The sequence below is a fragment of the Oceanobacillus phoenicis genome (assembly GCF_047238145.1).
GTDB lineage: Bacteria > Bacillota > Bacilli > Bacillales > Amphibacillaceae > Oceanobacillus.
In genome coordinates this window covers 65,928-85,631 of the sequence record NZ_JBDFME010000002.1, presented here as the reverse complement: position 1 = coordinate 85,631, position 19,704 = coordinate 65,928, and the positions used below count along the sequence as shown (strand labels likewise).

26 protein-coding genes are annotated in these 19,704 nt (G+C 30.6%); 22 read left to right on the top strand and 4 right to left on the bottom strand.

Annotation, left to right across the window (positions count from 1 at the left end; translation table 11 throughout):
• Positions 1–466 precede the first annotated feature (466 nt).
• Positions 467–652: a hypothetical protein gene (locus ABC346_RS20240; protein WP_105101340.1), complete on the bottom strand. Its 186-nt coding sequence runs from the start codon at positions 650–652 to the stop codon at positions 467–469.
• Positions 653–2,451: 1,799 nt separating this feature from the next.
• Between ABC346_RS20240 and ABC346_RS20235 the strand changes: the two genes are divergently transcribed.
• From ABC346_RS20235 to ABC346_RS20180, 12 genes are all read left to right on the top strand, one after another.
• Complete coding sequence (locus ABC346_RS20235; RefSeq protein ID WP_317958598.1) at positions 2,452–2,733, top strand: hypothetical protein; 282 nt, start codon at positions 2,452–2,454, stop codon at positions 2,731–2,733.
• Positions 2,734–2,943: 210 nt separating this feature from the next.
• Entirely contained in the window at positions 2,944–3,279 is a 336-nt protein-coding gene (locus ABC346_RS20230; RefSeq protein ID WP_317958599.1) for a DUF4257 domain-containing protein, read from the top strand.
• Between the two features lie 33 nt (positions 3,280–3,312).
• Positions 3,313–3,570 carry a hypothetical protein gene (locus ABC346_RS20225; RefSeq protein WP_317958600.1) on the top strand — a complete coding sequence of 86 codons (258 nt, stop codon included), beginning with the start codon at positions 3,313–3,315 and terminating at the stop codon, positions 3,568–3,570.
• A gap of 224 nt (positions 3,571–3,794) precedes the next feature.
• Positions 3,795–4,355 (top strand): hypothetical protein, encoded by a 561-nt coding sequence (locus ABC346_RS20220; RefSeq protein WP_317958601.1) that lies wholly within the window; start codon positions 3,795–3,797, stop codon positions 4,353–4,355.
• A gap of 105 nt (positions 4,356–4,460) precedes the next feature.
• Positions 4,461–4,745 carry a hypothetical protein gene (locus ABC346_RS20215; protein ID WP_317958602.1) on the top strand — a complete coding sequence of 95 codons (285 nt, stop codon included), beginning with the start codon at positions 4,461–4,463 and terminating at the stop codon, positions 4,743–4,745.
• Positions 4,746–4,821: 76 nt separating this feature from the next.
• A complete protein-coding gene (locus tag ABC346_RS20210; protein ID WP_317958603.1) occupies positions 4,822–5,337 on the top strand; it encodes an HD-GYP domain-containing protein in 516 nt (171 codons plus the stop codon).
• 384 nt (positions 5,338–5,721) lie between these two features.
• Complete coding sequence (locus ABC346_RS20205; protein ID WP_317958604.1) at positions 5,722–5,994, top strand: hypothetical protein; 273 nt, start codon at positions 5,722–5,724, stop codon at positions 5,992–5,994.
• A 66-nt stretch (positions 5,995–6,060) separates the two neighbouring features.
• A complete protein-coding gene (locus ABC346_RS20200) occupies positions 6,061–7,218 on the top strand; it encodes an ATP-dependent DNA helicase (RefSeq protein WP_317958605.1) in 1,158 nt (385 codons plus the stop codon).
• A 17-nt stretch (positions 7,219–7,235) separates the two neighbouring features.
• Positions 7,236–8,405, top strand: a complete 1,170-nt coding sequence (locus ABC346_RS20195) for a hypothetical protein (protein ID WP_317958606.1) — start codon at positions 7,236–7,238, stop codon at positions 8,403–8,405.
• Positions 8,389–8,553, top strand: a complete 165-nt coding sequence (locus ABC346_RS20190) for a hypothetical protein (protein WP_317958607.1) — start codon at positions 8,389–8,391, stop codon at positions 8,551–8,553. Before ABC346_RS20195 ends, ABC346_RS20190 begins: the two co-directional genes overlap by 17 nt.
• Before the next feature lie 364 nt (positions 8,554–8,917).
• Complete coding sequence (locus ABC346_RS20185; RefSeq protein ID WP_317958608.1) at positions 8,918–9,070, top strand: FbpB family small basic protein; 153 nt, start codon at positions 8,918–8,920, stop codon at positions 9,068–9,070.
• A 153-nt stretch (positions 9,071–9,223) separates the two neighbouring features.
• Positions 9,224–9,583: a helix-turn-helix domain-containing protein gene (locus ABC346_RS20180; RefSeq protein WP_317958609.1), complete on the top strand. Its 360-nt coding sequence runs from the start codon at positions 9,224–9,226 to the stop codon at positions 9,581–9,583.
• Positions 9,584–9,691: 108 nt separating this feature from the next.
• On the opposite strand, the gene ABC346_RS20175 is transcribed toward ABC346_RS20180, so the two are convergent.
• Positions 9,692–9,946, bottom strand: a complete 255-nt coding sequence (locus ABC346_RS20175) for a helix-turn-helix domain-containing protein (RefSeq protein WP_317958610.1) — start codon at positions 9,944–9,946, stop codon at positions 9,692–9,694.
• Between the two features lie 232 nt (positions 9,947–10,178).
• Between ABC346_RS20175 and ABC346_RS20170 the strand changes: the two genes are divergently transcribed.
• The 9 genes from ABC346_RS20170 (at position 10,179) to xerS (ending at position 16,723) form a co-directional block, all read left to right on the top strand.
• Entirely contained in the window at positions 10,179–10,934 is a 756-nt protein-coding gene (locus tag ABC346_RS20170; RefSeq protein WP_317958611.1) for an LPXTG cell wall anchor domain-containing protein, read from the top strand.
• A gap of 198 nt (positions 10,935–11,132) precedes the next feature.
• Entirely contained in the window at positions 11,133–11,498 is a 366-nt protein-coding gene (locus tag ABC346_RS20165) for a hypothetical protein (RefSeq protein ID WP_317958612.1), read from the top strand.
• Positions 11,499–11,995: 497 nt separating this feature from the next.
• Positions 11,996–12,958 carry a DUF3800 domain-containing protein gene (locus tag ABC346_RS20160; RefSeq protein ID WP_317958613.1) on the top strand — a complete coding sequence of 321 codons (963 nt, stop codon included), beginning with the start codon at positions 11,996–11,998 and terminating at the stop codon, positions 12,956–12,958.
• 60 nt (positions 12,959–13,018) lie between these two features.
• Positions 13,019–13,648 (top strand): hypothetical protein, encoded by a 630-nt coding sequence (locus tag ABC346_RS20155; protein ID WP_317958614.1) that lies wholly within the window; start codon positions 13,019–13,021, stop codon positions 13,646–13,648.
• 17 nt (positions 13,649–13,665) lie between these two features.
• Complete coding sequence (locus ABC346_RS20150) at positions 13,666–14,163, top strand: DUF6782 family putative metallopeptidase (RefSeq protein ID WP_317958615.1); 498 nt, start codon at positions 13,666–13,668, stop codon at positions 14,161–14,163.
• A gap of 224 nt (positions 14,164–14,387) precedes the next feature.
• A complete protein-coding gene (locus ABC346_RS20145) occupies positions 14,388–14,759 on the top strand; it encodes a hypothetical protein (RefSeq protein WP_317958616.1) in 372 nt (123 codons plus the stop codon).
• Between the two features lie 91 nt (positions 14,760–14,850).
• A complete protein-coding gene (locus ABC346_RS20140) occupies positions 14,851–15,174 on the top strand; it encodes a hypothetical protein (RefSeq protein ID WP_413236619.1) in 324 nt (107 codons plus the stop codon).
• 5 nt (positions 15,175–15,179) lie between these two features.
• The gene (locus ABC346_RS20135; RefSeq protein WP_317958618.1) at positions 15,180–15,512 is read left to right on the top strand and encodes a winged helix-turn-helix transcriptional regulator; all 333 of its coding nucleotides are present in this window, start codon (positions 15,180–15,182) and stop codon (positions 15,510–15,512) included.
• Between the two features lie 53 nt (positions 15,513–15,565).
• Positions 15,566–16,723 (top strand): tyrosine recombinase XerS, encoded by a 1,158-nt coding sequence (gene xerS, locus ABC346_RS20130; RefSeq protein ID WP_317958619.1) that lies wholly within the window; start codon positions 15,566–15,568, stop codon positions 16,721–16,723.
• A gap of 127 nt (positions 16,724–16,850) precedes the next feature.
• On the opposite strand, the gene ABC346_RS20125 is transcribed toward xerS, so the two are convergent.
• Entirely contained in the window at positions 16,851–18,089 is a 1,239-nt protein-coding gene (locus ABC346_RS20125) for an APC family permease (RefSeq protein ID WP_317958620.1), read from the bottom strand.
• Entirely contained in the window at positions 18,082–18,606 is a 525-nt protein-coding gene (locus tag ABC346_RS20120) for a methylated-DNA--[protein]-cysteine S-methyltransferase (protein ID WP_317958621.1), read from the bottom strand. The genes ABC346_RS20125 and ABC346_RS20120 overlap by 8 nt, the downstream gene beginning before the upstream one ends.
• A gap of 161 nt (positions 18,607–18,767) precedes the next feature.
• Between ABC346_RS20120 and ABC346_RS20115 the strand changes: the two genes are divergently transcribed.
• Positions 18,768–19,667, top strand: a complete 900-nt coding sequence (locus ABC346_RS20115; RefSeq protein ID WP_105101350.1) for a DNA-3-methyladenine glycosylase family protein — start codon at positions 18,768–18,770, stop codon at positions 19,665–19,667.
• Positions 19,668–19,704 lie beyond the last annotated feature (37 nt).

Sequence of the window (19,704 nt, the reverse complement as noted above, 5' to 3'; positions counted from 1 at the left end):
CGCGGAAAACATACGCTAAGGATCATATCAAAAGATAAATAAAACCCTGATTTTTCTACGCTAAGCAGAAAAATCAGGGTTTTTTATATCCTATGTGTACATTGGGAATGTATGGAGTTCAAAATCTCGGGTTTAAAAGGATATTCTCCTAAAAAGTTTAGGTGTCCCTATCCAAATGGTGATACGTATGGAACTTTGATGTAAGAAAAGTAACGAGTTTACATTCCCTACGCCCTCTTCTTCAATAATACTAAAGGCCAATGATTCCTTAGCGTAGGAAAAATTGGCCTTTTTACCTCGGTATTTCTCTTAGCATATGTTATTAAGACCTAAATTGCAAAAAGTCATAAAAAATAGAGATTGATTCATATTAAACATGTCCAATATGTATCAATCCCTTGCTTCTTGTGCAACAAACGCACCCGAGTCTTGAATAAGTTACTACATAATTTTAGCGAAATACGTATTAAATCTTTTGTATCTCTATTATCTGATCGTGATACAACGTTCTATAAATATCGGAAACATATTCATGAATTATTAGATAATCATCTGTAATTGAATCCACATAACCTTCAAAAATATCTCCATTTTCTCCATATACTATCGAAACTTTATAATTTTTATTTAAAGAATTAATAATTTGTATCATTACCTTTCCTCCTTTGCAATTTGTGTCAAATATGAAATACGAAGTCCTTATTAAAGAAATGCGCCCGATTGTGGTGTATGCCCTATGTTCCCCAGCAAGTTGTTCCCAAGATCAACTATTATCTAAGATGTTTTTCAAACCAGCCGCACGCCTCAAGTTTCATACTGTAAGTAAACTGATGATTAACAAAAGGCATACTAAGTTTAAGTTTATCGAGATGTCCAGAATACTTCGGTAATAACTTCTTATATAGTTCTAACGAATAAAAGTACGGCGAATCAATATCTTGGTCACCATCAATAATTAATAATGGTTTTGGAAAAAAATCACTTAACTTGTCAAAAGGGTTTCTTAGAGGAAATTGACAAGGATTATATGGAGATCATCTTACAGAACCTAGCAAAGTTTATCGGATGGTTGCGGAATCCACATAGCAGCCATAAAGTAACCCCTTTTAAGGAGATGAAGTCGAAGAAAACCTTCATTTGTCCTCCTCCAATAGCCAAAATATATAATTATATTATACTTTTTAAACAAAATTTGTAAGGTCTTGTTTATATTTCTGATTTACAGAAAAAGAGAAGGTATTCGCCCATATACTGAACGAACTATCCTCTCTTTATGATAGTCTAATTAACGTATGTTTTCCGCGTTTTGTTGGTAGGACCCCAAGTACTGCTTTATTATTAGGATCCCCTTAGCTTATATTGGGGGGCTAAAGGAATCCAAAAGGGAAATCAGCACTTACTGATTATTCATTCACTGTAAATCTATAAAGTTTTTTGTCAAATCAATGTAATTAATCATTTTATTAAATGCCCAATCGTTCCATATATTATGTTTAATACATTTTCTTGACTATAACAAAACACTATATGTTTATATTCATAAAACATGTTTAATGTTGATTTTGAATACATAATGTTGATATATTATACCAAAACAGGTTATAATATATTTAGAAGTTATTTATTGTACCATCCGGACAGAAAAAAGAACCTGTTAGTCTGCAAACTAACAGGAACAATTAGAATTTTATCAAACAAAACAGTTAGATGAAGAATACTTTCTGATGGATGATACAAATATTTTAATCACATAGTGCAAGTAAAGATTTATAAATAAAGGTACTTTGTAAGTGGCAGCTTACTTTGTAGCTTTATTTTTTTGTCTCTTTTGTGCCTGAATGAACGTAACTACACCTAATATTGTAGTTACTACAGTGCATATCGATGTTATAATCCCCATCATGGCAGACCTCCTTATTGCTTATTTCAGAAAGTCTCTGCCATCTAAGTTATCTATTAAAAACTGTTTTGCATAAATCTATTATACCACAATTTGGTATCTATCTGAAGTTAGTGTACCATATAGATAATGCATTTTGTTACATAAACGTAAAAGCTTCTTATTAAAATAATAGAATTAAGTTTTCTCCTTTTAATAACACGTTCTTCTATTTTAATTTGTTTAACTATGTTTTATCCAATAAATTAGTTAAAATAAGGTGAAAAAAGTATATATATATTGAGAAGCCTTTAGTAGTATCTTCATGCCTAGCAAGTTTTTGAAAAACAAAACAGACTGATTATTGAAAATTCCATTATTAATAAAATGGTACATATGGGTCATTAGGAGATCAAATGTCTGTTTTAAAGAAAAAAAACAAAGAACTAGAAAACAAAGGAATATTTGATATTATTAAGTACGATAATATTTTTAGTATTTAGTTGTTGTCAAATGCCTTTTGTGAATGCACAATTCTTTGTTTATTACATTACCTTGGAAGGATGATTAGTATGGTTGAATTAAATAAGGAAGAAATGCAGGAATTCATTAATTTGAAGCAATATTTGATTGATTCTACTTCTAGCGAGGAAATTAAATACTATTCTGAACAAATCCACCTACTACTAGATAAAGCAGAAAGTGGATCAGAGAGAATTTCAAAATTTACTAATGAACAAAGAGAACTATATATGAAATACCTGAAGAGATTACAGGATGCTGATAATATAGAGGATATTCAATTATATGAAGAAAAAATATTAAAATTAATAAATAAAACTGATAAGAACTGAGTTAACAATTGATTTTATCGCACTATGGTTTTAATATTAAAGTGTAATATTTTGTTTTATATTTTTTATGCTACCTTTTTTAGGGTAAGCTGGTTTATTTTTGATAATAACATCCTTTGGGGTGATGGAAACACGTACGTACTATAAGTATGTCTATCTATCATCTCCAGGGATGTTTTTTTATGCCCAAATTTGGAAGGAGACGATGTTATGTTTAATTTAATATGGATATCTGCTGCGGTTGGAGGGATTACGGGAATTATTTCTCACTTAATTAGGAATGGGAGAATTTTAGTTTTCCCCAAATTGCGGAAACGCCCAAGAGGTATATATTTAGGGTTTATTGCTGATATTTTAATTGGTGCTGTTGCAGCTATCTTCGCAACCACTTATTTAGTACCCAATCCAGAGGACTTAAAAGCAGTGATAGGTATTTCTATTCTTGCAGGTATGAGTGCGGAAAGCATTTTACTTACTAAAGAAATGAAGCAATCTGAAGAGAAGGGAAAAGCTTTAACAAGAATAAATGAGAGGTTACTAAAATAGTTTTAAGACGATTACTTTTAGGGAGGATTAGTTATGGCTTTATCGCTGTATTTAACTGATGAGGAAAAAGAAGAAATTGCAGAGTATAAGAAGGGTATATTGGATGCAAGTTCTATTATTGAAATAGAATATTATGAAGCAGAAATAAACTTTATTTTAGATTTGGCAGAAAGAAGATATTTTACAGATCCAATTAAAAACTTAAGTCATAAGGAAAGCTTATACAATGATATTGGATTTATAAAAGTGAGTTTACCTTATACACAAAAAAATAATGATAAACTACTATAAGAGGATAGAAAGACAGCCTATGAGATAATTCTTATGGGCTGTAATTGTTTTTATTAATGGTAACCTAGATTATAAACTTAAATATACGTTGAAAAGGTTCTATTTTCAATGTATAATACAAGTAATTAAAATACGGAATTGGAAAACCCAAAGAGATACACATACAAAGTATTGTATGTATATTTCTTTGGGTTTTTTTGTTTCAAAAGAGGAGTTTTAAAAAAATGAATTGGAAATACAGATTATTAGTATCAATTTTGTTTTCTTTCTTTTTAATAACTGCCTGTAGTAGTGCAGAAGAAACTGTAATCGTTGTTGATGAGGAAACAGGGGAGGAAATTGAAGTATCTAAAGAACTGGTTGATAAACAAGATCAAGAAAAAAATTCTTATTCGGAACATCTGACCAATACCTTCGACACTTCTATAGGTTTACATGATAGTTTTGCGCATGCATTGGATGATATGTTTACCAAAGAATCTTCAGAAGGGCAGTTTGCGAAAATATTGAAAGATAATGTAATCGAACAATCTCGTGAAGTTTTAGATGCTGCAGAAAAATATAATTTTCCATCAGAATTTTTTGAAATGAACCAACTGGTAGTCCAAAACCTTAATAATCAGCATCAGCTGTTTTTAGATGCAGTTAATGAAGCAACCATTAGTTCAGAGTCTGAAAACAAAGAAATAGACATAGTGAAACTAAGGGAACGGTTGGCTACTATAAAGCAAGATTATTTAACAATTGTGAACACATGGAAAAATGGAGGTAAGGTTGAAAAATAACTATTATATGACAAATGATTATATCCTTTTTTTGGCATTAATTTACTTTTAAGAATAGTGAATCTACAATCAAAAGAGATAATTTAATTTAAAAGGTGATTATATATGAGAGATGTTAATCCAATCATAAAATTGTTAGCCACTAAAATAGACGACTGGATAGAATTACTTTGCTATTACTTTCATAATGAAAGCAAAATGAATAAAGTTTGTGTCTCTTTTGATGGATTGAAAATGGAGCTGGAGAAACAAGATATTTTATACTCTCCTTTAGAATGGAGGAAATTCATTATAACATTAGGCGAGGAATTAAGAATTGAACGTACCCTTGAAATTACGATCGATATGAATAAAGAAGCTTACTTAATAACATTGCCTAAAGATCAATAAAAGTATTTAGTAGGAAGGAGGATTCATTATAATAGTCAGTACATCATTAAAACAGGAACAAGAATTATTAACCCTGTTGAAACAACATGATATTAATACATATGAACACTCTTTCAGAGTTGCCGAACTTATGGAACGTTTTGGAACCTTTTTAGATTTAGAAAAAGATACGATAGCCCAACTATATCAGTTAGGAAAGTATCATGATATTGGAAAAATATATATAGATAAGAATATCTTGACTAAAAAGGAAAAGTTAAATGACAATGAATATGAGCAGATATTTAATCATACCTTTTATAGCTATGAATTACTAAAAAATAAAGGATACTCGATTGAGTTTCTACTGGGAGTGTTAAATCATCATGAAAACTACAACGGTACAGGATATCCTTTTAATTTAAGAAATGATGAAATACCGTTTTTCGCACACCTTTTGCGTATTATTGATAGCTATGATGCCATAACAAATAATAGAGCATACCAGAAGGCACACTCAAAAGAATATGCTTTAAATGAACTAATGTTATTAAGAGGAGAACATTATCATCCAGTCTATGTTGATAAGTTTTATCAGATGATGAAGGCCTAAAGTACAACAGAGGAAAATTGACTATAAAGAGTTTTTTTTGTAAAATTATTTTGTAAACTTTTTATTTTCTTTTTTAAAACATCCTTTTTAGGTTGTTAGGCTAACTTTTTAAGTTATTAATCAATACGGTCTTTGGATCGATGGAAACTACTATACTATATTCTATTAGTATGTCAACTTTCCATTTATCCAAGGGCCGTTTTTTTGTTGGTCTTTTATGGGAATTTAAAAAGAGATAATTAAAAATAGGAGGATGTTTATTAGTAGTATTAGCTAAATGTAAAAATAGTGTTTTGATGAATTGGATTGAACAATAATATAGAAGAATATATTGGTCTAATACTACGATAAGTATGCAGGAAAGATTCACAAAGGGGGAGAATAATGGAAGATAATAAAAGTAAAGTGGGTTTAACAAAAACTGGATTTAGTAAATCTGGTTTTGTTGCATGCTCACATTATAATTATTGCGAAATGGGAAGACTGTTCTGTTATTATAAGGATATTGATCCCGAAGTAGAGCTGCATTGTTATTGTTTCCAAAGGCATCATTCAAATATGCTTGTAAAGAAAAGTATTGAGGAACAGACTTTGACATTTGATTTAGAGGATGAGATAGAAACTGTGGAAATAGAAGAGCAATTAAGTTTATTTTAAATATGAGGTAGAAAGCAGATTATTAGAGATATTCTAGTAGTCTGCTTTTTTATTGGAGGTAATGTGATGAAATCAATAATATTAACAAAGGAACAGGAAGATGCAGTGAAAGGAATAAAAGAGTGGTTTAATAAAGGAGAGCGTCAGCATTTTGTTTTAGCAGGTTTTGCAGGTACTGGAAAAACATTCTTAGTAGATCACTTAATACAACAAATGGGTCTGCATAATAATCACGTAGCTTTCGCTGCTTTTACTGGAAAAGCTTCATTGCTTTTAAGAAAAGCTAACCCCGGTTATCGGTGCAGTACAATTCATCGTTTAGCTTATAAATTAGATGCGGAGTCGGAACATACAGCTTTTATTCTTAGAGAAAAGAAGGAATTAGAGCATTTAAGATTAATTGTTATAGATGAAGCTTCAATGCTTAGTAAGGAAATATTTAATGATTTACTATCATTTGGTATTCCTTTACTGTTAATAGGAGATGAGGGCCAACTACCACCCATTGGTGGAAATTTTAATGTACTATATGAACCAGATTTTAGACTTACGGAGATTCATCGTCAAGCCAAAGGAAATCCTATAATTCATTTATCCATGCTAGCAAGGGGAAAGAAAAAAATTGAACCGGGAGCCTATGGTAAAAATGCATATGTACTTTCCAAAAATAATGTTAGTCCGCAACTGTTAGACAATATTTGCTTACGCTCTGAACAAGTTCTTTGTGGTTACAATTCTACTCGAAAGAAAATTAACCAGAAAGTAAGGCAGCTAAAAGGATTTAATAGTCCTCTACCAATGGTCGGTGATAAGCTAATATGTACTAAAAATAATTGGGAAACAACCTTAGGTGGAATTTCTTTAGTTAATGGATTGACGGGTTTTGTTAAAAAAGTGGAAATAAAAGAAAAGCAAGAGGACATTACGAGAGATTGTATTAGCGTTGATTTTAGACCGGATTTTATGTCAGAAGAAAAGTGTTTTGAAGGATTATTATTATTAGAAGATGATTTCAAGAAAAGTGCTAATACAAGATTGAGTACAGATGAATATAAAAAATATGACAAACTGGACTTTGGGGAATGTATTACTGTTCACAAGGCTCAGGGTTCTGCTTACGAACGATTATTAGTAATAAATGAAGTATTAGATAGCTCTCAACATGAGAAGTGGCTCTACACTGCTATCACTCGTTCAAGCGATAAACTTATATTAGTTATATAAATGGGAGGATGTTGTAAATGGAAGAATTTGAAACTACTACGAATTATCATAACTCATTAAATTATTTAAGTAAAAATTTTGATTATATAATAGAGATTTTTCAAAAGCAGAAATCGGAAGGGAAAATGGAGCAGAACTGGCGTGTTCAATTATTAATTGCCGTAGTAAAAGATGTGATATCAACAAAAGGTGTTGAAAAGCTAAAAACACTTGGAAAATTTATGGCATCCTTAATATCTGTACCATGGTTAACAACATTTCTATTAACTTTTTGGACGAGTTCGCCTTATTGGTTTGTAGGTGTGGGAATATTGACCTTCCTTATCACTTATTATGTAACTGCAGTAATCTTTTATCTACCAAAAATGTTGGATACAACAAATAAAAAAATGTTTCATCTTGCTGCATACAGAGATAAACGTCCTAATGAATTTGACCTTTTTAGCAGAGCGTTCATTTATCATGATTTTTCATTCACTGGACTAGAAAAGTATGTAAATACCATATTATCTAAACAAGATGAAGATTCTCAAATGGTAACCCAACTTACTAATACATTTGATAGGGAAGTATCCATATATAGAGAACAAATAGAGAAAAATGAAGAAAAGTATAAAGGGGCAATAGAGGAACTCGAAAGAAATAATGCCCAAACTGAGAAAGAGTTCAATCAATTAGAAGATATGCAAAGTTTTCTTATTTACTTTTTAGACAACATCAATGTTCTCTTATATAGATTGACTAATAATAAATTATCTTTATCAGATCTTTCATTTTTAACAGGGTTTACCATTTATGAGGAGCAGGAAGATAAATTAGTGAAAATCCCAAATGGAGACCATGGAACGACTGGAGCAAGTTTAGCTGAAATCAGTTTTACTGATCCACAATATGAAAATTATTCTTCTGTTCTGGTATCGGTAAACAAAGAATCAGCATCAAGATATCAAAAGATTAGACAAGGTTATTATATAGTATCATATCGAATGAAAATGGGAACAACAGGTGAAAATTATTGGATCTATAATTTCCATGTTAATACTAATAATAACGAGCGAGCATGGAATCTTTTGTTAAATGATGATATAATTAATACAGAAGAAATTTATCGATTGTTTCATGCTTTTTGTTTAATTATATACAATCATAAATTTGGAGCGGAGGGAATTAATGATGCCACAAATTAAAGAAAGAGAGTCTGGTCTAGTTAAATTCCAGGCCCAAGAGGATATTAATAAGAAAAATCGAGAAGAACGACTACGCAGAAGAAATTTAGCATTAGAAAAAGTTAATCGTATTCTTGATGATAAAGATACTTTAAGAAAAAATGGCTAGGAAAAAATTTTCCTGGCTGTTTTTTTCTTTTCTGCATATATTAATGTAGAGGTGATCTTTTGGGAAGACAAAATAATGACACGAACTCATATAATAAAGATTCCGGATTAGTAAAATTTCGTCCTATGAATGAAATAATAAGCGAGAACAGAGAAAAGAGGAAGATTAGATACAATAATTTAGTAAAAAAAATGGAGGAGATATTGCGAGGAAACAAAAAATAAAACTTATTACTAATGACAACATTATTATTTATCAGTTACAATAAAATAAATATACGAAATGGCATCCCCAAAAATGAGTTCATGGAATTTATCCATGTTCATTTTGGGGTTTTTTATTAGAAAAGTGGGTGGAGAGGATATTGAGAAATTCGAAAGTTAAGGGATTATCACTAGATGAATTAACAAGAATTTATAAAGAAGAATTAATTAAAGATAAAGCAGCAATGATGAAACTAGAAGACAAGGTAGATTTAAAACATATAAAGAATGAAAGAAGTGTTAAATTAACATAAATACTCACAAAAGTTGAGCTTTAACTAATTCGAAATGTGTATATTATATTAATTAATAACTTTTTTACACGTATTGTGTAAGCGGTGCAGTCATGCTATCTTATTACGTATAGATGAGGTCAAATTAAAAAAGAAGGATAGGTGGATATACCGTTGGGTGAAGATAAAAAAAAGAATCAATTTGCGAAAAGGATCAAATATTTAAGAGAAGCGAAGAATTGGTCGAAAAAAGAATTGGTGGAAATGTTGTCTATTAATCTTTCTACCTATGCTAATTGGGAATATGGAATACGGGAACCAGACTTTGATACGTTGATTGAAATATCAAAGATATACAATGTATCAGCAGATTTCTTGTTAGGAATTACTAATGATGACTACATTAGCAAAGAGAAGTTTCTTTCTGAGATATCAAATGAAACGTTAATTAACTGGTATGTAAAAATTGGAGAGACTGGCTCTGAAAAAGATTTAGAAAAGCTATATCAGATATACAAACTAATTGAAGAATAAAATAGTATAAATGAAAATAAAAAATCCCTGTTAAAAGGGATTTTTATATTGTGAAAATCCTTAAATTCAACGATTACTAGACGATATAAGTAATAGAGCTTATATATTTCATTGCTTTTTGTTTTCCTCGGTTACAACCTTGTTGAAAACATCATCGTTAAAAAACTCAGATAAACTCATCTCAAAGCCATCTGATATTTTTTTAATAGTATTTACACTTGGATACTTTGTTCTACCTTGCATAAACTCATTTATTGTGGATTGATTCACCTTGGACAACTCAGCTAATTTTAATATGGAAATACTTCTTTGTTTACAAAGCTCGGTGATCCTAATTTGAAGAGCTTTCTGAATACTAATCATGTTAATTCTCCTTTTAATTAGGTTTACTAAATATATTATAAACATGTTTATAGTAATTTAACAGTATTCTGTTGACTTTTTTTGAAAAGCAATTATAATAAGGATTAACAACATAACAGAATACTGTTAATCGCTTATAATAATTTTGAAAGAGGTGATATTTTACTACTATATTCTAGTGAGTTTACATATTCTGTTAAATTATATTCAAATTATAATTGGGGGTATTAAAATGAAGAAAAAAGGGATTATATCATCAGTAATGGCAGCAGGTTTAGTATCGAGTTTGTTTGCATCATCAACAGTATTTGCTGAGGTAGGAGTTACTGAACCGGGAGAATGTGAAATAATTATAAATTCTGACGAACATACATTTTCTAATCGTGCACAGGCTAACGGGCCATGCGAAGGACTTGTTGAAGGGTATTACTTAGACGGACCTATATTATATGGTTCTTATACTGGTCCAGTAGCTGATGGTGAAGAAGTATTAATTGGTACACCGAATATTCCTTATGGAGAGTCACGTTTAACCGTATATGTTGATCCAACTGATGAAGGGGATTCTGGAGACGGAACAGAAGAGCCAGGTGAAGGGGATTCTGGAGACGGAACAGAAGAGCCAGGTGAAGGGGATTCTGGAGACGGAACAGAAGAACCAGGTGAAGGGAATTCTGGAGACGGAACAGAAGAGCCAGGTGATGGAGACGCTGGAGACGGAACAGAAGAACCTAACGATGGAAATTCAGAAGATGAGTCTCCTGAGAAAGAGACACCTGTAGTAGAGCAACCAAGCCAAGAAGTACCTGTTAATGAACAAACAAACGGTAATGGAACATCAAATACAGATAACCAAACTAATGTTCAAGAAGGTCAAAGACTGCCGGATACAGCTACTAACAACTACAATGTAATGCTTATGGGTGCAGCAGTAATTTTAGCAGGGGGAATTTTATTCCTATTAAATCGTAAGCGTCAAGAAGCATAATGAATAGTAAAAGGAGGAGGAGAGTTATCCTCTTCCTTTTTTACCATTGATATAAGTTTTAAGTTGACGAGTGTCACAAAATACTAACAATATTAATGAATGTCAAAATGACACTGAATAATATTGCAGACAAATAAAATTAAAAAAGTGATATTAGGTACTAATTTTATTTATTTTAACGAAAATGGAGGAATAATAATGAATCAATCAGAGAAGGCTAAAAAATTATATGCTAATTGTGATAATACAGATCCAAACGAAAGCACCCTAATGCCGTTCCATTACGAAAGGTTTATGGATACAGATATTCTTTTTAATATGGTTGCTGCGTTTTTGATTAATAGATATGCAATACAGAACTATAATCAAGATTGGATTCCATATGCTGAGGGTGTTAGGGTAGATAAAAACTCACAGATGTGGAATGAACTTAAACTTATTGTTAACAGTATGGAAGAATTAGAATTTCTAGAAACCAAGCTTGAAAAAAATCAAACTTTTATTCGTTGGTGCGATGACGGTATTTATGAACCTGAAAATTATCAAACCAAAGCTTCTAGTTAGAATTGTTAAAGGACATAAAAGTATATATAAGTTACTTTAAATAAGACAAGATTCTTTGTACATTGTGAATCCGAGACAAAAAACTATGTACTTTTCAAAATTAAGCTCCCAAATTAAATAGGGGATATTCAGTACTTTTGTGTCATTCCCTTCAGTATAATTGTGTCACTCGTCACAATAGTAGATGGTATTTTGAGATGAAACACAAATTATTATTTTTGCGTTAAATTCTAATTTAACGCACATTTGAAAATAGTAAAATAGTTTGATATAATTAAAAAGAACTAGAAGTAAATTCCAGTTCTTAATAAAAAATCTTAATAAAATTAAAAATAGCTCAACCCTGCAAATTTGGTAGCGGGGAAAAGCTATTCAACGTACACTTGTGTCACAACTCTGCCTAAAAGGTAGCGGAGGAATAACACTAGATTGATTTTTATATTACACTATCATTCTTTAAAAGTCAACAAGATAATTTGGAGAACAAGGAGCTTAAAATGAACTATCTAATTTATTTCGACGAGTCTAACAAAATAGATCAATTTAATGAAAGATATTCATATTATGGTGCTTATGGCGCATCGGATAAAACATTAGCAAATATAGTGAAAGAGGTAAGGAAAATATATGTAGACCATCGTTCAAAAAGTGAACTTCATTTTACAGATTATAGAAAAGATGCAAACATAATAAAGTATTTTAAAACTTTGAATACTGTATTAAAAAGCGACCTTAGAATTAATATTCTAATTGTAAATAATGAAGATGCACTTGCTTCAGCTGATAGATTGGGTTTAAATACAGAAGAATTGAGAAATTTGTTCTATATTAAGATACCTGAAAGGTTATTTTATGGGTTAACAAGAGATTTATCTGATTTTACAAAAGATGATGAACTGGTATCAGTAAAATTAAAGATCGACAATAATGAAGAGTATGAAAAGCTGAATTTAAATGAAAAGCTAGTTGAGCAAATGAATGCGCACGCTGCTTATAGAAATAAAAACTATCGTGTAATGAAATCAATTACACTTGACTCACAGAAGTCAATTCCATTACAAATAATTGATACTTTTATGGGTATAGTAGTATTTCTCATTGAAAAAAGTTATACAAAAACAACTGATTCATCAATTGTAAAAAGCGATTTAATTTATAGACTTCTTATAGAGGACAACATTTATCGCTTCCAACAACAAATTAAATTATTCGAATGGACTGGCAGTGAAGAATTAAAAGAAATAAATATAGGCGACTACCTCTCCCCTTTTATCGTTTATAAATCAAACTATGATATACAAGAAATAATAAGAATGAAAGATATTTTGCTAGCTAATCCGTCCATTAAGACTAAAGATTTGCGTAGTGAAATGGAATATCCTAATTCAAGAAAAAATCAACTATTAGGATATAGAAGCTATGTTAATGGAGACGGCAGGAATACTTTTCTTTTGAGCTAAAGAAAGAATTTATACATAACATGATTTTACTGTAATTATATGATTGGAAGTGAAACAAAGATGAAACATAAGAAAAACATTTCTAATATATACCGAATTGATGATTCCGGGTTTTATTGTAAACCGTATACATCTAGAGTATATTCTCATGTGTTTGAGTTTATAGATATTGAAATACTGGATCTTTATACAGTTAATCAGAGTATCCCTGAAACATGCTTACATCTACCGGCGTATAACGATATTAAGTGGTCGGGGTGCTTTTGTTTTCTCGACGAATATAATAAAAAGATTACTAGTAAAAATGGCGCGTTAGCAATGAGAAATGGAGAAAAAATAAATTTAGCACTTATACCAATCAACACGACAATTTGGGTAAGGAATTGTAGTCATTTAGGAAAAGATAACCCTTTCTATAATAAATTTACTTATAATTTAACCCATGAGGGTAAAGTTTATACTTATTGGAACCAAAATCAATTTGACAGTTTTCGATGGGTTAGAATGAGTGTCAATTTAGCTCTGGAACGCACTAGATTATGGAAAGAAAATAACAAAAATAACCCTTTACCTGAATGGTTAACAGAATTTTATTTAATGGAGAGCCAATTACATAAGCTTATCCCCCCCTCTTTTGATAAAAGAGTAAATTTATATGTAAATAATCTATTAAGAAAGATAGTAGAGTAGGAGAATGAGACATTAATATGCTTAGAGAACGAAGGATTTTGTCATCATCAAAAATAGACAAACATGAAAAAATGCTCAAACATAAATTAAATGTTGAGCCAAAAGTATATTATGGAAAAGCAGCTCGTAAAGAAATGGGGAAATACCCAACGAAAAATCTAAAATGGAAAAAGGCGAATGGGTTTTACAACCCTCCACTCAATGAAGTTTATATTTTTAAGTTATTATCAGTTGACTCTATAATAGGAATTTTAGCGCATGAATTAAGACATGTTTATCAACTAGAACATAAAAAAAAGGATTTTACCTTTCACTACGACTGGTATGGAGAAAATAATTTTGACCCTTTTTATTTATGTCGAAAAACTGAACTAGATGCAAATGAATTCGCCTATCAATATTGTCTAGAGAACGAACTAAAAAATAACGTTACTGAACATTACTTGAAAAAGAAAAATAAGTGGATAAAAACCAGGGAAAAACACAAACGTAAAAATCTACATAGTTGCCCATAAATGGGAGAAAACCAAAGAAGCGCTAGGTCCCTTCTTTGCACAAATAATAACTAATGTAAAAGGAGATCTAATTAAATATATATCTAGTCTGCTCATAACTAAAGAAAAAATATTGTTGCAATCGAAGTGATGATAAAAGAAAGTTAAATCAAGTAAAGGCCTCTCCATTAAGAATTTCGCTAGAATCAGAAACTATTTTATTCATTAAGGATGTGTTATTTAAATTGTCAATGTATAGAATTGTCAACAAAGAAACTGAACTAATTTATTCTTCATCATTAGGTTGGGTAGAAGAAAATGGAAAAATGTATGGCCACTGTTTTGAACGTGAAGAGGCAGAGGAAATTTTAGATAAGCTTATATCTGATGGTATTCCAGTAGCAATGGAAAAGGACAAAGTTGCTAGTAGATTCGAGAGTGCAGCAAACTTTTCTATTAAAAACCTATTTATTGGGACTGTAATAACTTTTATATCTTTATTTATTACCTTGTTTATATTAAGAGATATACCATTAAACTACAATAGAGAAGAAGTAGTAACATTCATATATTCTATATATGAACCATTATTTACTTATTTAAGTAACCTTGGTTGAATTGAAGAATTTAAATGATTTAAGTATCCTTAGCACTAAGGAGTGACCTGTCTTGTTAATTAATTTAAAGACGAACAAAGGAAATACCATCTTGGAAATAGTTGATTCGAACAATATTATTATCCGTAAAGTTAAACTAATAATTGATAAAGAGTATGTAATTAATCCCTTAAACCAGAGAAATAGAAATCGTGGCAGGAAGGTAATTTTGAAGAAAATATTCCAGGATGAAAAAGGATCTCACGCGAAAGTCAAATACTTAGATTCTTCCAGACCTGGAAAGGTCGATATAGGTGATTTGGACGAATTTGATAAACTGTCTTTAGTTGATTTATATGATGATTACATTGATAAGACAATCAGTAGAATGGAACCATATTTGAAGAATTTGTCCCTTTTTTTAAAGGTTACATAGATATTGTGAATATTATAGATGGAAGAAAAGATAAATCGAATATTGCCTATATAAACCAAAAAGAGATTGCAGATAAATTATGTGTAAGCCCCACGAAGGTTTCTCAAAGATTAAAACAGTTAATAAGGTATGGATCAATACGTAAAATCGATTCAGGAGTTTATAAATTATTGGCCAATGATTTATGGCATACCCCCTATCAAACTACTCATAGGGTGGTTCTATTGTATAAAAGTAATCCTGGATTAAATTATAATGAGCAAGCAGAAGTACTAAAAGTTACTTATAATGATATAGTAAGAGCTTGGTCATATATTAATATGTTAAATATTCGTTAAAATTTTATTTAACGCTAATTAAATAAAAATTGAAAATATAGGAGTGAACTTACTTGCCTATTGGAAATAGAGAAAGAGAAGTACATCAACAACGATTAGATCTTCTGCTGCCTCAACTACCTGATTATGTACAAGAGTATGTATTATCAAAAAAAAGAGCTGAATACTCCCCCTCTACTCTATTGGGATATACACACGAATATATAAAATTCTTTTCATGGTTGCAAGAAGAAGGCTTTGCTAACGTACAATCTATTAAAGATATACCTTATACCCTGCTTGAATCATTACGTAAAGAATATGTTGAATATTATATTGATTTTTTAAAAGAAGAGGATATACGGACAGATAAAGAAAAAAAGCAGGCTTATAACAACAACATAAAGAAACGTTCAAGTGTAGCAGTGAACCGTAATATAAATGCTTTAAAGTCTCTGTTCAATTACTTAACTCAAGAAACAGAAAATGAAGAGGGTGAATGCTACTTTTATAGGAATGTGTTTAGCAAAATTAAAACTCATAAAAAGCAAGATACTGCTAATCGTCGTGCCAGAAAAATTAGCTCAACAATCTTAAATGATCAAGATATACAAGATTTCATTCTTTTCTTGAAGGAACACTATGAGGAAAAACTAACCGGAAGAAAATTAGAGCATTTTAAGAAACATAAAGAAAGAGACATTGCTATCATTAGCATGTTATTAGGGAGCGGTGTTAGGGTAAGTGAAATCGCGACCTTAACTTTACCAGATATTGATATGCAAAACAAAAAGATTGATATTATTCGCAAAGGTGATAAAGAAGATACGGTTCGGGTCCTCCCTTCTGCTTTAGAAGATTTAAAAGAATATCTAAAAGTAAGAAAAGAAAGGTTCAAAACCACAGATGATGATATATATGTATTTGTAACTAAATATGGAGGAATGTTAAAACCTATCTCTGTAAGAAGTATTCAAAATTTAGTTGTTACTTATACCAAAGCATTTAACACCAGGAGTGAATTTTCAACTGGTAAAGGATTAAGTCCTCATAAGTTGAGACATACATTTGCTACGGATTGGATTAAAAATGGTGGAGATATTATTTTGTTACGCGATCAACTTGGACATAATACAATAGAAACGACCTCTAAATATACAAATCTATCTGATAAGGCAAGCGAAAAAGTAATGGAACAGATAGAAAAATCTAGAACTAATTTAAAAAATTAATAAAAAGCCAATAGCAATTATTTAATTAGTCGCTATTGGCTTTTTATTAATAATAGAACACTGATATAAACATATTAAATATTAGTAGTTAATTGCTTCGAAATGTCTATAGTTATATAATCGATGGTCAAGTTTTCTTTATTATTTTCATGTAAATACAATAAATTAAAAATACCACTAATGGTACAAGTACATATATTTTAAAGAAAGGAATAACAGATAATATAAATATAAATGATATTAAAGAGCTTATCCAAGGTCTACTTTTTGAATCAAATAACTTTATACCAGCAAGCATTGTTAGTGCATATACAATTAAACCAAGTGAGGTAGGAATAAATAGTAAATCATTAATAGTAACCGATAATAAAACAGTAATAATTACTCCACAAATGGCAAATACTACTGAAAAAACAACCATTCTTCTGGGTACGCCCGAAGAATGTATTTTAGATAAGAATCGTGGAAAGGCTTTATCTCTACTTAAGGAATAACCCAACTGGGTCAGACTTGCAATAAAAGCGTTAGATGTTCCAATGCAAATCAAATAAGCTAGAATAGCAGTTAGTATCTTAGCCCCTATTCCAAGAGTATCTTGTATTATAATAGCCACCGGTGAGAAATCGCTTTCCTCACTTCCATAAGTACCAGTTCCAATAGTTACGAAACTCAGCAATAAGAATAATAAACCAATGATAAAAGCACTAATCATAGAACTCTTTACTATATTTTTGTGTGGTTCTGTAAAGCTAGAAGAAAGATTGCAAATTGCTTCCCACCCAAAAAACGCCCAAAATATAACTGTTATTGCTGTCCCTATTGGATACAACCCTTCAGAAAAGAAAGGCTGAAAGTTCTGAAATGAAACATTTGGAAGAGCTACAATTATAGTTATAATAAGCAAAATTAATAAGCTAGTGCTAATAAATAAAGCTACTTTCCCGCTTACTTCTAATCCAAAATAATTAAAACTACCAGCTATAAGTAGTATTATGACTGCAGACAAAACTTCTCCGAACAACCCAAACTCAAAAGCATTACTCAAATAAAATGCTCCAGTTAGTGAAACAATAGTTTGGCCAACAGCAGCAGTAACAAAATAAAACCATCCAACTATATTTCCTAAATGATATCCAAAAGATTTTCTAACAAAGGTTGCTGTACCACCAGCATCAGGAAAATCTCTTGCTAGACTCGCAAAACTATATGCTAATGGAAAACTGAATAATATTACAATACTCCAAGACACAATTGATGCTGGACCAGCCATTGAAGCAGTTATACCCGAAACAAACAATACTCCAGAACCCAATATTGCTGCTATATATAAGCTTATACCTTGAGATAATGTTATAGTCTTAGTCATTTATTGCACCTTCAAAGCTATTCGATCTCTCTAGTTCTAGTAAATCTAATTTAAAGTCTACTCCTCCCCTATATCCGGTACTGGCACCACTTTGAGTTACCACTCTGTGACAGGGGATAAATATTAATAAAGGATTTTTAGCTATTGCCGACGCAACTGCTCTGTATGCTTTTGGTTTTCCGAGTATTTCACTTACTGATTTATAAGATAAAGTTGTTCCATAAGTAATTGTCAACAGAGTTTTCCATACTTCCACTTCGAACGATGTTCCATATATTCCAAGATTTGTAGTGAATTTAGTCCTTTCTCCATCAAAATACTCCGAAAGTTGTTCCTTATACAATTTTAATTTTGAATCTTTTTGTATGATGTTCTTATATTTTGACCTTACTGCCCATTCATGAAATGCATTATATGTTTCATTTGATGAACCTACATAAATTAATTCATTCTCTGTACACGCAATAATGCCGCGTTTTCTATTATGGTTCCAGTAGCTCCAAAATATATCATTCATACAAACAATCCTTTCTTCTATTTATAATTTATAACTAAGTTTATGTTAATATTTTTTTTACTACAAGTTAATTCTGATGAAAAAGCAAGATAACAAAATTATTATAGTTTTAAGTGTGTTAAATTTATCTATAATTAAATTTGATATAAAGGAGCTTTCCTATGCAATCAAAACAGTTAATTATCAATTTACCTAACGATTTTTCTTTTTCAGTAAACCTTGAGTATCTTAGAACTCAACAAGATTTAACCTATATTACAGAAATGGATAGTATAAAAAAGATATTACTAATTGACGGATACAAGTTTGCTATAAAAATAACTGAAGCTAAAAAAGGAAAGTTATCTTTAGAAATCAAATCGTTAGATCGCGAAAATCATAAGTTGTACGAAGAGAAGATTCTAAAATACGTGAAGGACTGGTTTGATTTAGAAACTGAACTAACAGACTTTTATATCATGGCTAGCAAAGATGAATTTTTGGAAAACACTATAACAAAGTTTTTTGGCCTAAGAGTGATTGGTATTCCAAACTTGTTTGAAACATTTGTATGGGCAATATTAGGACAACAAATAAATTTAGTGTTTGCTTCTAAGTTAAAGGATAGGTTTATCAAAAAATATGGCGAGAGAACAGTTTATAATGGTGAAGAATATTGGCATTTTCCACAACCAGATAAGATAGTATCAGAAGACATTGATGAATTGTTTAAAATAGGGATGTCTAGAAGGAAATGCGAATACATTAAAGAAATTGCTATAGCTATCGAAGACAAAAAAATCACAAAAGATATGTTACAAAATTATAATAATATAGAGTATGCCGAAAATAAGTTGACTGAAATAAAAGGTATTGGCCCCTGGACTGCCCATTACGTATTGTTAAGGTGTGTTAGATATTCTAATGCTTTTCCGATAAATGATGTTGGATTACACAATGCAATAAAATTGGCAGGTAAATTAGAAACAAAACCGTCAGTAGATGAAATATGTAAAATCGCATCTCATTGGAAAGGCTATGAAGCATATGCAACCTTTTATCTTTGGAAATTAATATATTAATGTATATATACAATAATAGAGTAGAAGGGGGCGACTA